Consider the following 13,679-nt stretch of genomic DNA (forward strand, 5'->3'; position numbering starts at 1 on the left):
GTCCGCGCCCAGGGAAGGTGCACCATGTTCCGACGTTCGACCGCCGCGGTGGCCGCCGCCCTGGTGTGGGCGGCCGCGACCGCCGCCGTCCCGGCCACCGCGGTGCCGGCCGGTCCCGTCCAGGCCCAGGAGCAGGTGCTGACCTGGACCGCGGACGGCGACATCACCCGCTACAAGTCCGCGCCGACCACGGCGGCGCCCGGCCCGACGAAGATCGTCTTCGAGAACAGCGAGGCCACCGGCAACACGACCGGCATGCCGCACACGCTCACCTTCGACACCTCCACGCCCGGCTACAACCACGACGTGGAGCTGAACGTGCTGGCCAACCCGTTCGACGCGCGGAACGGCAGGCACGAGGCCGCGGTGACGCTCACCCCGGGCAAGTACCGCTACTTCTGCGCGATCCCCGGCCACGGCACGATGGCCGGCGAGTTCACCGTGACCGAGGGCGGCGAGGACACCACCCCGCCCACCGCGGCGGGCGAGGTCACCGGCCCGAAGAACACCGCCGGCGACTACCTCGGCAGCGCCACGGTGACGGTGACCGCCTCGGACGCGGGCTCGGGGGTGGCGTCGGTCGAGCACCAGGTGGACGACGCCGCCTTCGCCCCCCACACCGAACCGGTCCGCGTCACGGCTCCCGGCGACCACACCGTCCGGTTCCGGGCGACCGACCGGGCGGGCAACACCTCCGAGGTGGGCTCCGTCTCGTTCCGCGTGGTCGAGCCGCCGTCCGACACGACACCGCCCGAGGTCGCCGCCGACGTGACCGGCACCGAGGACGCGCAGGGCAACTACGTGGACAAGGCGACCGTCACGATCACCGCGACCGACGCGGGCTCCGGCGTCCGGAGCCGGGAGTACCGGGTGCACTCCGGGCCGTGGACCGCCTACACCGCACCGGTCGAGGTCACCGCACCCGGATCGCACATGGTCCACTTCCGCGCGACGGACAACGCGGGCAACGCCTCGCCGGAGGGCGTGGTCGCGTTCACCGTCGTCGGCACGCCGGTCGACACCGAGCCGCCCACGACGTCCGCCGCGGTGTCCGGGGCCAGGAACCCCGACGGCGCCTACCTCGACGAGGCGACCGTCACGATCACCGCGACGGACGCGCGGTCGGGCGTCGACCGGGTCGAGTACGCGCTCGACGGCGGCGAGTGGACCGCGTACTCGTCGGCCATCGTGGTCGGCACGGCGGGCAGCCACACCGTGCGCTACCGGGCCACCGACAAGGCCGGCAACACCGCCGAGGCGAAGTCGGTGTCCTTCAGCGTGGTCACGTCGGGGACGGACGCCTGCCCCGACTCCGACACCCGCCCGACGGTGGTCATCGGGGCCGAGGACACCGGGGTCGCCAATGCCGACACCGGCGACGGCTGCACCGTCAGCGACCTCATCGACCAGCACGGCGAGCACCCCGACCACGGCGCGTTCGTCCGGCACGTCGACCTCGTCACCACCGACCTGGTGGCCAGGGGCGTGCTGACCGCGCGGGAGCAGGCCGTGCTCGTGCGCGCGGCCTCGCGATCCGACATCGGCGAGTAGTTCCTTCACAGCAGCAGGGAGAACCGCAATGGCCAGACGGACCGCACCCGCGCTCGCGACCTTGAGCGCCATCGTCACCGCGTCGGTGCTGTGCACCGCCCAGAACGCGCACGCCGACCTGGTGATGTACTGCGTCGGCAGCGGCGGTGCCGTCACGGTGCCCAGCGACCTGTACGTGCCCCCGGGCGAGTCGTGCGCGTTGACCGGCACCACCGTCACCGGCAACGTGCGCGTCGCCGCCGGCGCGAACCTCGTGATCACCGGCGGCACGGTCAACGGCGCGGTCCGGGTGGCCGCCGACGGCTACTTCGACTCGACCGACACCGGGGTGGACGGCGGCATCACGCTGGCGTCCGGCGGCTTCGGGCTCTACCTGAGCAACACCGACGTCGGCGGCGTGGTCGTCGAGCCGAAGGGCACGGCCACCATCGAGGGTTTCCTGTTCGTCGAGCGGGGCTCGACGGTCGACGGCGACCTCACCGCGGGCGTCGGCGAGGTCAGCGTGACCGGCAGCGAGGTGACCGGTGACGTCAGCACCACCGCCGCCTACTTCACCGACCTGCACGACAGCTTCGTGGACGGCGCGCTGTCGGTGCTGAACAACCCGACCGGCAGCGTCGTGTGCGGCACCGCGGTCGGCGGGCGGGCCACGTTCGCCGGCAACCTCGGCGGCGTGCAGCTCGGCCCGAACGGCGGCCTCGACAGCTGCGCCTCGGGCGGTTACTTCGCCCGGGACGTCGGCATCTCGAACACCACCGGCGGCCGCACGACGCTGGACGACAACATCGTCAACGGCGTGCTGAGGCTGACCGCGAACAACCCGGTGGCCGAGGTGGCGGCGAACAACAGCATCCGCGGCGGGGTCGTCGGCGACCACTCGGCGCCGTCCTTCGCCGCCGCCGCCGACGGGGTGCGCGGCACCGCCGGGGAACGGGCGCGCGAGCGCCGTGCGCGGGCCGGCGCGTCCGCGGCGGTCGAGGGCGCGGCCCGTCTCTGACCGTCGCCCGATCTTCCGCCGACCCCTGCCGGTCCCCTGTCGATCCCCGCGAAGCGGAGCCGCCGAGATGGCCACCCTGCCGATGAAGCTCGCCACCACCGCCTTGACCGTGCTGCTCGCGGCCGGCGTCGCCACCGCCGCGCCCCGGGCGGAGGCCGTCGCCGCGCCGGACCTGCCGACCGCCGTGGCGGGCAACCCGTTCGTGGACGGTTGGTACGCCGACCCGGACACCATCGTCCACGGCGACACCTACTGGGTGTACCCGACCACGTCCAAGACCTACGCCGAGCAGACCTACCTGGACGCGTTCTCCTCGCGGGACCTCGTGCACTGGACGAAGCACAGCAACGTGCTGACGACCGCCGCCGTCCCGTGGGCGAGGTACGCGCTGTGGGCTCCCGCCCCGATCGCCCGCAACGGCCGGTACTACCTGTACTTCGCCGCCAACGACATCCAGAGCGACTCGGCGCTCGGCGGCATCGGCGTGGCCGTCGCCGACCACCCCGCCGGACCCTACCGCGACGCGATCGGCCGGCCGTTGATCGGGCAGTTCCACAACGGGGCGCAGCCCATCGACCAGGACGTGTTCATCGACGACGACGGCCAGGCGTACGTGTACTACGGCGGCTGGGGTCGCGCGAACGTCGCGAAGCTCAACCCGGACATGGTCAGCCTCGGCACGTTCCCCGACGGCAGCACGTTCCGGGAGATCACCCCGGCGGGGTACGTCGAAGGGCCGCAGATGTTCAAGCGGGGCGGCAAGTACTACCTGATGTGGTCCGAGGGCGGGTGGACCGGTCCGGACTACTCCGTGTCCTACGCGATGGCGGACTCGCCGACCGGGCCGTTCACCCGGCTGGACAAGGTCCTCGCGCAGGACCCGGCGGTCGCGCGCGGCTCGGGCCACAACTCGGTGGTGAACGTGCCCGGCACCGACATCTGGTACATCGTCTACCACCGCCGGCCGTTGGGCGAGACCGACGGCAACCACCGCCAACTCGCCTACGACCGGCTGCACTTCAACGCCGACGGCACGATCCGCCGCGTCACGATGAAGGTCCAGGACGACTTCGCCGACGACAACGCGCACGGTTGGAAGACCTACGGCGGCGCGTGGACCGTCCCGGGTGGACGGTTGCAGGCGGCCGCGTCCGCCGGCGGCAAAGCTCTGCTGGACACCAACTTCGGCGACTTCACCCAGGACACCGACGTGACGATCACGTCCGGCGGTGGTGACGCGGGGCTGGTGTTCCGGGCGACCAGGGCGGCGGTGGGCGTCGACGGCTACGCCGGCTACTACGCGGGCATCACGCCGGCCGGGCGCGTCGTGCTGGGCCGGGCCGACAACTCCTGGACCCCGCTGGCGTCCGCGCCGCTGGCGGTGGACGTCGGCACGACCTACCGGCTGCGGGTCACCGCGGTCGGCACGTCGATCAGGGTGTACGTCGGCGACCTGACCACGCCGAAGATCGGCGTCACCGACGCGACGTTCGCCTCCGGCGGCAACGGGGTGCGGGTGTTCAACGCGGCGGCGGCGTTCGACGACGTCGCGGTGGGCCCGGCCGTGGGCGGCGAGGTCAACCTCGCCCGGGGCCGACCGGCCACCGGCTCGACGCCGTGCGCGGCGGGCGAAGGACCGGAGAAGGCGGTCAACGGCACCGTGACCGGCGGCAACTCCGACAAGTTCTGCTCGGCCGTGCCGGGCGCGTGGCTGACGGTGGACCTCGGCGCCTCCCGGTCGATCTCGCGGTTCGAGGTCGCCCACGCGCAGGCGGGCGGTGAGGACGCGGGCTTCAACACCCGGGCGTTCAGCCTCTCGGTGTCGAACGACGGCACGACCTGGCGGCGGGCGGTCGGGGTGACGGGCAACGGCGCGGCCACCACGGTCCACCCGGTCACCGGCGTCGCGGGCCGTTACGTCCGGCTCGACGTCACCACGCCGACCGGGAACGCCGACCCGGCCACCCGCGTCTACGAGCTGCGCGCGTTCGGCTGAGGTCGGTGCGGGGCGGCCGGGGACCACGCGCTCGCCGCAGGTCTCCGGCCGCCCGCAGGGGGCGCGTCGAGTGGCTGACAGCGGCTCGACCGGGCGTCGAGGTCCCGCGTTACTCGGCGATTTCCAGGGTGATGTCGCCGAAGGCGGTGCACTGGCAGGCGAGGCGGTGGTCGCCGTCGACGCCGAGCACGTCGAGCACGACCAGTTCGTCCTCGTCGGGCGGGCTCAGGTGCGTCGCGCCGGACGTCACCCGGATGACGCAAGCGCCGCACTGCGCGGCCCGGCAGCCGAACACCAGCGCGGTGCGGTGCAGGTCGTCCACTTGCTGGAGGGTGGTGCCCGCCGGCACGGCGAACCGCTCGCCGGCGATGGTCACCGTGATCATCGCGCCTCGCCGCGGCTGGCGGCGGCGGTCGGGCTGTCCGGCGTCACCGGTGCCGCGAGATCACCCGTCGCGGTGGTGTCCGCGACCAGCGCGGCCATCTCGTCCATGAAGTTGGCGTAGTTGTCGTGCGCGTCGGCGAAGATGCGGCCGGTGGTCGTGCCGCCTTTGATGACCTGGCCGCCGAGGTGGCGGTGCATCTGCCGGAAGAGGCCGAAGAGCTGGACGCAGCCGAGGTAGGCGGCCTCCAGGCCGGCGTCACCGGCCTCGGCGACCCAGGTCTTCAGGGCCGGCTGCCGGTCGTAGACCAGGCGGAAGAAGCGCTTCCAGTGCTCCGGGACGAACCGCAGGTTGTTCGCCCGCGCGGCCACCACGCCGTCGTGCCGGTAGTTGACGTGGAACAGCGCGTCGAGCATCAGCATGAACGGCAGCTGGTAGCCCGACGCGACGCCGTTCACCTCGTCGCCGACCCAGCCGTAGGTGACCTGCAACCGGCGGAACTGGTGCGCGTCGATCCGCGGTATCAGCATCTTCGTGTACGTGTAGACGTTGCGCAGGGCCGCGCGGACCATCGTCAGCGCGAGCGTCCCGCCGGCCCGGTCGTCCACCGCCGCGCATTCCAGCGCGTACGCGCCCCACCCGTACAGCGGCACGCCGAACGCCTCCACGGCGAAGAACGACCGGTACAGGTCCAGCTCGCTCTGGTTGCCCTCGTCCAGCCGGAACGGGTGGCGCATCCGGTCCAGCGACACCAGGTCGGCGTGGGTGATCGGCTCGCCGTCGGTCGAGCCGTCGAGCTGCCAGGCCATCATGGTCATGACGATCTGGCTGAACCGCGGGATCGTGCCGACCTCGGCGGCGACGAGCGTGAGCAGCTCGTGCAGCGGGTCGGGCATCGCGCTGGGGCCCAGCGCGGGGTCCTGCTCGGGGTTGCCCTGCCGCCACAGGTGGTTGAGGTAGATCAACGGGACCAGCAGCGCCTCCAGCCGCTCGGGCGGCAAGTCGAGGGCGTGCCGCCAGAGCTCGGCGACCGGGGGGAACTCCCCGGCGTTGGTCTCGAACCAGGACCGGAACCCGACCTCGTCGTGCCGGACGATCTCCGCGCCCGCCGCGCGGCACAGCTCCGCGACCCGGCCCAGCGGTCCGGGGAAGTCGAACACGGGCACGCGGGTCTGCAGGAAGCCCGTCTCGGTGGACGCCAGCGCCGTGACCGAGGCCAACGGGCCCAGTTCGGCGAAGTCGAGCAGGACGCCGGCCGGCGGTGCCAGCGCGAGCACCGACTCCGTTCGCCGCTCGCCTTCGAGCACGAGCAACGGCACCTCCAGCGGGCGTGCGCCCAGGATCCGTCTCTCCGCCTGAGGCACTTCGAGCGATAATCGGGACAACGGCACCACGGCCCGTTCGGCGGACATGGAATGCTCTATGACGTGCATTTCTCGCACTTATCCTCCAGCTCGGGAAGTTGTCTTCACACGATCGATTCGGTGTTGTGCGCGGCCACCACGAGCCAGGCGCCGGATTCGCGGCAGAGGGTGAACGTGAAGATTCCGCGACGCACACCGGTACCGCTTCCGTCGGGCCCGCGGTCACCGACCATCTCCCACCGGTAGTGCGCCAGTGCGACGTCCTCGCGCAGCATCCGGATGTCCAGGTCCAGCGTGCGGACCGAGCTTTCCGCGAACCGCTGCGCGTGCCGCGCCGACTGGTCGGCGAAGATCTCCGCCCGACCGCGCATCCGCCGGCCCACGACATCGACGAAGTCCGCGTCCTCGGCGAACACGGAGAAATGCCGGACGAGATCGTGGTCGTTCCACCCGGAGATGAAGACCTCGATCGCTTCCGCGACTCCTGCGGTATCCAACTCGCACCCCATTCCAGCTCGCCGCGCCGACGCGGTCGACCACCTCCACCACACCATCGAGATATACACGTCCTACGTCTGGCTGCCAAATTATTCCGCGCGACCCGGAAGGCAATGCGCCGAACCACTACAATGCGTTCGACGAATGGCGGTTGACGAGAACTCCGAACCGTGGCAGCGGTATTGGGAATTCGAAACAATTCCCGATCGTGGAGATCGAGTCCACGCCGCGAGGCACGACGGGGAGCCGAGATCGCCCGATCGCCCGCGACGGGACCGGCCGGCGCTGGCCGCACGACGTGGTGGCGCGGGTCGTCGCGGTCGCGGCCCGGCTCGACGGCTGCGCGGCGAGCTACCTGATGACGCACGTGATCCGACGGCGGCCCTGTCGATCAGGGCCGCCGTCACCGGCTCGATCCGAGTGGCGGGATGTCCGCCCCCGGGTCAGGCGATGGTGCAGGCCGTGCCGTTGAGGGTGAAGGCGGTGGGCTCGCCGGTGCCGCCGGTGTGGTCGGCTTGGAAGCCGATGCCCACCGAGGCGTCGGGGGCGATGGCCGCGTTGTACGACACGTTGCGGGCGGTCACCGCACCGCTGGTCGGGCTGTAGGTGGCGTTCCAGCCGCCGGTGATCCGCTGCCCGCCGGGGAGCGTGAAGGCGAGGCTCCAGCCGTTGACCGGCGTGGCGGAGGTGTTGGTGATGGTGATCGCGGCGGTGAGGCCGGTGTTCCAGGCACTCACCGAGTACGCGACGCGGCAGCCGGTTCCGCCGGGCGGCGTCGTCGTGGTCGTGGTCGTGCTGGTCGTGGTGGTGGTGGTGGTGGTCGTCGTGGTGGTGGTCGTCGTCGGCGTGGTGCCGTCGAGACCGAAGAAGCGGATCACCTGGGCGGCGTCGACGGGGATGTTGTGCGTGACGCCCTGCATGCTGATGGCCTCGACCGGGGCTTGGCCGCCGCCGCTGCCGTAGCGGGTGCGGGTGTAGCCGGACTGCGGGGTGTCGGTGAACGTGGGCGTCTGGCTCAGGCCGTGGACGTTGGTCCACTGCTTCACCTGCTCGCCGAAGTTGGGGTAGCGCAGGGTGTCGTCGTTGGTGCCGTGCCAGATCTGCACCCGGGGCCGGGGACCGGTGTAGCCGGGGTAGGCGCCGCGCACGAGGTCGCCCCACTGCTGGGCGGTCTTGATGAGCTGGCCGCCCGAGCACTGGCTGTTCCACTCGGAGCCGTTGGTGGTGGCGAAGCAGGCGAACGGGACGCCGGCGAACGACGCACCCGCGGCGAACACGTCGGGGTAGTCGCCGAGCAGGACGTTGGTCATCATCGCGCCGGACGAGGTGCCGGTGGCGAAGACGCGGGACGGGTCGCCGTTGTGGCGCTGCTTCACGTAGTCGACCATCGCCACCAGCCCCACCGGGTCGCTGCCGCCACCCCGCCGCAACGCCGCGGGCGAGGACACGTCCCAGCACTTGCTGCTGCGCGTCACGGTCGGGTAGATCACGACGAAGCCGTACCGGTCGGCCAGCGACGCGTACTGCGTCTGCGCGTGGAACCCCGGCCCCGATCCGCCGCAGTAGTGGATCGCCAGCAGGATCGCAGGCTTCGCCGCCACCCGGTCCGGCACGTACAGGTGCATCTGGAGGTTGGTCGGGTTGGCGCCGAAGTTCGTCACCTGGGTGAGGCTCGCCGCCGAGGCGGCCGGCGGTGACGACATCGCCACCAGGGTCGCGCCCACCAGACCGGTGACCGCCGCGACCACCCCGACCAACGCGTCCTTCAGCTTCATCGCTTCCTCCGCGTCGACGGTGACCCGAAACGTTACGAAGTATCAAGCGAAACGATTCGGGTCGGCAAGCCTTGGAACGGCCGGCGTCTCAGCAGGTCCCGGGCGGAAGGCGGTCCGGACGGTCAGCCCAGGCACGACCGGACGGCCGCGGCCAGGCCGGCGGCCCGCGGGTCGTCCGCGCGGTAGTTCCACAGGTTGGTGACGTAGCCGAAGCCGACGCGGGCGTCGGGGTCGCCGAACGCGATCGACCCGCCCGAGCCCGGGTGGCCGAACGACGACGGGCCGACCATCGGCAGCGGCGCGCAGGACCGCCAGAAGCCCAGGGACATGTTGAAGGAGCGGTCTGCCGGGAGGTCGAGCCCGTCCGGCACCCCGTACATCCGCGTCCGGTCGGTCTGCACGGCGGTCATCGCCTCGACCGTCGCCGGGTCGAGCAGCCGCACGCCGTCGACCTCGCTCACCGTGGCCGCGTACATCCGGGCCAGCGACCGCGCGTCCGAGACCATGTTCGCGGCCGGGAACTCCGCCGCCCGCCACTCCCGCGTGCGGAAGTAGCCGGTCGTGGGGTCCAGGGCCCCGCCGAGCGAACCCGCGTGCATCTGGACCGCGTCCGGGGTCCACATCGACTGGACCCACGCGGTCACGGTGTCCGCGTCGAGACCGGTCGTGGCGATCATCCCGGCCAGCAGCTCCTCCACCGTGAACGGCGCGGCGTCCTCGAACCCGGCCACCCGCGGCTCCTGCTCCTCCGGCAGGCCGATCCAGGCGCTGAGCCCGAGCGGACCGGCCACCTCCTCGGCGAAGAACGCGCCCAGGGACTTGCCGGTGATCCGGCGCACGACCTCGCCGACCAGGTACCCGTAGGTGACGGCGTGGTAGACGTGCCGGGTGCCCGGCTCCCACAGCGGGGGCTGCGCTTCGAGCGCGCGGATGACCGGGTCCCAGTCGCACGCCTGCTCGAACGTCAGCGGCCCGTCCACGACCGGCAGGCCCGCCTGGTGCGACAGCAGCCAGCGCACCGGGATCCCGTCCTTGCCGTTGGCCCCGAACTCCGGCCAGTACCGGGTGACCGGGTCGTCCAGGTCCAGCAGACCGCGGTGGACCAGCAGGTGCGCGCAGATCGCGGCGGCGCCCTTCGTCGTGGACGCGACCTGGACGACCGTGTCCGAGGTCCACGGCCGGTTCGCGGCGCGGTCGGCCAGGCCGTCCCACAGGTCCACCACGGGACGGCCGTCCACGTAGACGCAGCACGCCGCCCCCACCTCGCCGGGGTCGTCGAAGTTCGCCCGGAACACGTCCGCGACCTTCCCCCAGCCGTCCTCGACACCCGAACCCGCCGTGATCGCCATGTCGCGCTCCTCCTCGTCGTCGCGGGACCGGCCGTCCCGCGCCGGAGCCACGATCACGTGCCGTCCTGACACCGGGCCGCCACCGCGCTGACACGGCCCTGACGCCGCGACCCAGCGCCGGCGCAGGCCGGCGAGCAGGAGCGCGAGCGGGCGGTCGGCCCGTGCGGCGCGGTCCGGGCCGTCCCGGGTCGCCCGGGCGATCGCGCCCACCAGCTTCAGCACCTCCGCGGGGTCCGCGTCGTCCCTGATCCTCCCGGGCTCCACCGACCGGGCTCCCCCGGATGCGCCCCTCTTCCGCCGACCTCCACCCGGTCGTCCGCCGGCTGGTCCACCGTCGGCGCACCCGTGGCGTGGACCGCGGGACCGGTCGGGGAAATCGTGCTCCCGCAGCGTTTCCGCCGAGTACCTTGACCGCATGCCCACCGTCCACGCGCTGACGTCCTACCCGATCAAGGGCTGCGCCGGGGTCGTCGTGGACCGGGCCGAGGTCGGGCCGACCGGGTTGGTCCACGACCGGCTCTTCGCACCGGTCGGGCCGAGCGGGTCGACCGTCTGGCAGGGCGAGGCGCCCCGGCTGGCGGCCGTCCGGGTCCGGGTGCTGCACGACGGCGCGAAGCTCGCGTTGAGCGCACCGGGCGCGGGCGAGCTGGTGCTGGACGTGATCGCGGACGGGCCGGGCCGGCCGGTCGACGTGGAGAAGTGGCCGGGGTCGGGGATCGACCAGGGCGACGAGGCGGCCGAGTGGCTGTCCGAGGCGATCGGCACGCCGGTCCGCCTGGTGCGCGAGCCGTCCCGGGAGAGCCGGGCCCGCGCCGGGCTCGACCTCACCGCGCTGCACGTCCTGTCGCTGTCCACCTTGGACCACCTGAACGAGCGGATCGCCCGGCGCGGCGCGGAACCGGTGCCGATGGACCGGTTCCGGCCGAACGTGGTGATCACCGGCTGGCCCGAGCCGCACACCGAGGACCGGGTGGGCCGGATGACGGTAGGCGGCGTCGGGATCGGCTTCGGCGAGTTGGCCATCCGCTGCGCCGTCACGCTGGTCGACCAGCCGACCGGGGTGCGCGTCGGCCCCGAGCCGCTGCGCACGCTGGCCGACTACCGCCGCGCACCCGACGGCGTCAGCTTCGGCCTGAAGGCCTCCGTACTGACACCCGGCCACATCGCGGTGGGCGACGAGGTCACCGTCACCGAATGGCGTTGAGCGCAGGTCCGACCCGCCGTTCGGCGCGGTGTCGGCGGACGACCCACGTCGGGCCCGCCGTGACGCGTCACCCGTCCGGCTGGTTGGTGGCGATCACGACGGCCGACGCGGCGGTCCAGCCCAGGGTGGCGTAGAGCGCCTGCCCGTCCGGGCTGGCGACGAGGATGCCGTGGCGCGCGCCGCGGGTCACGGCCGCCGCCGCGAGGGTCGCCACCACCACGCTGCCCAGGCCCCGGCGACGGTGCGTCGGGACGGTCTCGATCCGGTCGAGGACGGCGTCCTCGCCGGTGATCGCGGCCTGACCGCTCGCGGCCGGTTCGCCGGACGAGTGCAGCACCTCGACGCGCACCACCCCGGTCCCGCCGGCGGTGGTCCGGTACTGGTCCGGAACCGCACGTCGGGGGTGGTCGGCCAGGGCGCGGGTCATCAGCCACTCACGGGTGCGCTTGACGTGGAGGCCGGCGTCCCGCAGGACGCGCTCGACGTTGTCGGGATCGGTCGTGGGAACGGTCAACCACGTGGCCTTCCCGTCGGCGGCGGCCTCGTCTGCCAGGGCGCGCACGACCGCGGGATCGTCGTGCAGGGCGAGGATTTCACGGTAACGCCCCGGGCGGTGCTGCAGCAGGTGCAGACCGCCGCCCGCCTCCTGCGGCGTGGCCCAGCCCCGGCACGCGCTCCAGCCGCGCTCCCAGCGGCGGACCAGGTCGGTGAGGGTCGTGTCGGTCGGTGCGGAGCCGGTCGTCATTGTTGCAACTATATGGCAATAGACCTCGACCGGCGAGCGCAAGGGTCCGAACGGTGGCCGCCTCGCCGACCGTTCTCACCAGGGCGACCCCGGCCAGTCGGCGGCTTTGCGCAACATCACCCGAATGGCCGATGCCAACCGGGGGTGGCGTGCCAACACTGACCGAGGCTGGGAGCGCTCCCAGAAAGAGCGCGAGGCAACGCCCGGCAGCCATCCGGTTCCCGCGCATCACACCTGGAACCGCTGAAGTCCACGTCGTCGATCAACGAAGATTTGGCGGTAGACATGCTTCACCCTTCTGGGAGCGCTCCCACTCCAGGGGCGCTGACCGTGCGGGTCCCGTCCCGCCCCGGTTCCCTGTGGCGGGTGTCGGCGGTGCTCGGCGCCTGCCTGGCGCTGCTGACGACCCTGCTGGCGACCTTCGGCGCGGGCACGGCGTCCGCGCACGGCGCCGTCAGCGACCCGCCCGCGCGCCAGTACGCCTGCTACCACCGGTGGCCCAACGGCCCGACGCAGCAGATGGCCACCGAAGACCCCATGTGCTACAAGGCGTGGCAGTCCGACTCGTCGGCGATGTACAACTGGAACGGCCTGTTCCGCGAGGGCGTCGCCGGCAACCACGAAGCGGCCATCCCCGACGGTCAGCTGTGCAGCGCCGGTCTGGCGCACAACGGGCGTTACGCCGCGTTCGACGAGCCCGGCAACTGGAAGACCGTCGACCGCCCGAGCCGGTTCACCCTGAACCTGCACGACCAGTCGTCGCACGGCGCCGACTACATGCGCGTCTACGCCACGCGGCAGGGCTTCGACCCGAAGACCCAGAAGCTGCGCTGGAGCGACCTGGAGCTGGTCGGTCAGACCGGGCGGATCGCCACCGGCAGCACCACGCCGGTCGAGGTCAACGCGCCCGGCCGCACCGGCCACCACGTCCTCTACACGGTGTGGCAGGCCAGCCACCTCGACCAGTCCTACTACTTCTGCAGCGACGTCAACTTCACCGGTGGCGGTCAGACCACGACCACGACGACGACCACCACCACCACGACCAGCACCACCACCACGACCACGGACGTCCCGGCACGGGGTTGCTCCGCGACCCTGCGCACGACGTCCCAGTGGAACGGCGGCTTCCAGGCCGAGGTGCGCGTGACCGCCGGTTCCGCGCCCATCACCGGCTGGGCGGTGACCTGGACGTTCGCCAACGGCGAGCGGATCAACTCGATCTGGAGCGCCGCCGCGACGACGACCGGCACCTCCGTGACCGCGCGCAACGTCAACTACAACGGCGCGCTCGGCGCCGGGGCGAGCACCACGTTCGGCTTCGTCGCCTCCGGCGCGCTCGGCACCCCGTCCCTCACCTGCACCGCGTCCTGACCGCCCGACGCCCGGCCGGCCGCACCACGTCGGGGCGGCAGGCCGGGCGGTGTGCCCGCCCCCGGACTCGCGGACGGCCCGACGCCAGGCGGCGGCGCGCAGCAGGCGCGGGCCGTTGAGCCCGACGATGACACGCGCCGGCGATGACCAGGTCGGCGACCACGACGCGACGGGCCGGGTGAGGTCCGCGCCGGCACCACCCATCGCGATGCCGGTGTGCGCGGCGGCCGGCGCGGGTGCGTCGTTGATGCCGTCACCGACCACGGTCACCCGGTGCCCGTCGGCTTCGAGTTCGCGCACGGCGGCGACCTTCTCGTCCGGCAGCAACCCGGCGCGCACGTCGGTGATGCCGACCCGGCCGGCGAGCCGGTCGGCGGTGGCGCGGTGGTCGCCGGTGAGCAGGACGGGCGCGGCGCCGGTGAGCCCGGTGACCGCCCCGACGCG

At 72.6% G+C, this 13,679-nt stretch carries 11 protein-coding genes and 1 pseudogene; 5 read left to right on the top strand and 7 right to left on the bottom strand.

Features of this window, described 5'->3' with window-relative positions; translation table 11 throughout:
* Positions 1 to 24: 24 nt before the first annotated feature.
* The 3 genes from FHX81_RS07965 (at position 25) to FHX81_RS07975 (ending at position 4,544) form a co-directional block, all read left to right on the top strand.
* The gene (locus tag FHX81_RS07965; protein WP_141976522.1) at positions 25 to 1,551 is read left to right on the top strand and encodes an OmpL47-type beta-barrel domain-containing protein; all 1,527 of its coding nucleotides are present in this window, start codon (positions 25 to 27) and stop codon (positions 1,549 to 1,551) included.
* Positions 1,552 to 1,579: 28 nt separating this feature from the next.
* A complete protein-coding gene (locus tag FHX81_RS07970) occupies positions 1,580 to 2,548 on the top strand; it encodes a hypothetical protein (RefSeq protein ID WP_141976524.1) in 969 nt (322 codons plus the stop codon).
* 67 nt (positions 2,549 to 2,615) lie between these two features.
* Entirely contained in the window at positions 2,616 to 4,544 is a 1,929-nt protein-coding gene (locus FHX81_RS07975) for a family 43 glycosylhydrolase (protein ID WP_211363419.1), read from the top strand.
* Between the two features lie 109 nt (positions 4,545 to 4,653).
* Here the strand turns inward: FHX81_RS07975 and FHX81_RS07980 are convergent, their stop codons facing one another.
* The 5 genes from FHX81_RS07980 to FHX81_RS08000 all read right to left on the bottom strand — a co-directional run bounded on the left by FHX81_RS07980 (position 4,654) and on the right by FHX81_RS08000 (position 10,176).
* On the bottom strand, positions 4,654 to 4,929 hold the full coding sequence (locus FHX81_RS07980) for a 2Fe-2S iron-sulfur cluster-binding protein (RefSeq protein ID WP_141976526.1): 276 nt from the start codon (positions 4,927 to 4,929) through the stop codon (positions 4,654 to 4,656).
* Positions 4,926 to 6,338 (bottom strand): hypothetical protein, encoded by a 1,413-nt coding sequence (locus FHX81_RS07985; RefSeq protein WP_141976528.1) that lies wholly within the window; start codon positions 6,336 to 6,338, stop codon positions 4,926 to 4,928. Before FHX81_RS07985 ends, FHX81_RS07980 begins: the two co-directional genes overlap by 4 nt.
* Before the next feature lie 56 nt (positions 6,339 to 6,394).
* Positions 6,395 to 6,787 (bottom strand): SgcJ/EcaC family oxidoreductase, encoded by a 393-nt coding sequence (locus FHX81_RS07990; protein WP_170231972.1) that lies wholly within the window; start codon positions 6,785 to 6,787, stop codon positions 6,395 to 6,397.
* A gap of 444 nt (positions 6,788 to 7,231) precedes the next feature.
* Positions 7,232 to 8,563, bottom strand: coding sequence for an extracellular catalytic domain type 1 short-chain-length polyhydroxyalkanoate depolymerase (locus FHX81_RS07995; RefSeq protein ID WP_141976532.1), 1,332 nt, complete (start codon positions 8,561 to 8,563; stop codon positions 7,232 to 7,234).
* Between the two features lie 122 nt (positions 8,564 to 8,685).
* On the bottom strand, positions 8,686 to 10,176 hold the full coding sequence (locus tag FHX81_RS08000) for a serine hydrolase domain-containing protein (RefSeq protein ID WP_246107687.1): 1,491 nt from the start codon (positions 10,174 to 10,176) through the stop codon (positions 8,686 to 8,688).
* 151 nt (positions 10,177 to 10,327) lie between these two features.
* On the opposite strand from FHX81_RS08000, the gene FHX81_RS08005 reads away from it, so the two are divergent.
* Positions 10,328 to 11,116 carry an MOSC domain-containing protein gene (locus tag FHX81_RS08005; RefSeq protein ID WP_141976534.1) on the top strand — a complete coding sequence of 263 codons (789 nt, stop codon included), beginning with the start codon at positions 10,328 to 10,330 and terminating at the stop codon, positions 11,114 to 11,116.
* 67 nt (positions 11,117 to 11,183) lie between these two features.
* Here FHX81_RS08005 and FHX81_RS08010 read toward each other — a convergent pair whose 3' ends face one another.
* Complete coding sequence (locus FHX81_RS08010; protein WP_141976536.1) at positions 11,184 to 11,861, bottom strand: GNAT family N-acetyltransferase; 678 nt, start codon at positions 11,859 to 11,861, stop codon at positions 11,184 to 11,186.
* A gap of 330 nt (positions 11,862 to 12,191) precedes the next feature.
* Between FHX81_RS08010 and FHX81_RS41195 the strand changes: the two genes are divergently transcribed.
* Entirely contained in the window at positions 12,192 to 13,235 is a 1,044-nt protein-coding gene (locus FHX81_RS41195; protein ID WP_246107688.1) for a lytic polysaccharide monooxygenase auxiliary activity family 9 protein, read from the top strand.
* Between the two features lie 228 nt (positions 13,236 to 13,463).
* Here FHX81_RS41195 and FHX81_RS41200 read toward each other — a convergent pair.
* Positions 13,464 to 13,640 (bottom strand): annotated as a pseudogene (locus FHX81_RS41200) (HAD family hydrolase); the annotation flags it as partial.
* Between the last annotated feature and the right edge of the window lie 39 nt (positions 13,641 to 13,679).

It is taken from the genome of Saccharothrix saharensis (assembly GCF_006716745.1).
Lineage (GTDB): Bacteria > Actinomycetota > Actinomycetes > Mycobacteriales > Pseudonocardiaceae > Actinosynnema > Actinosynnema saharense.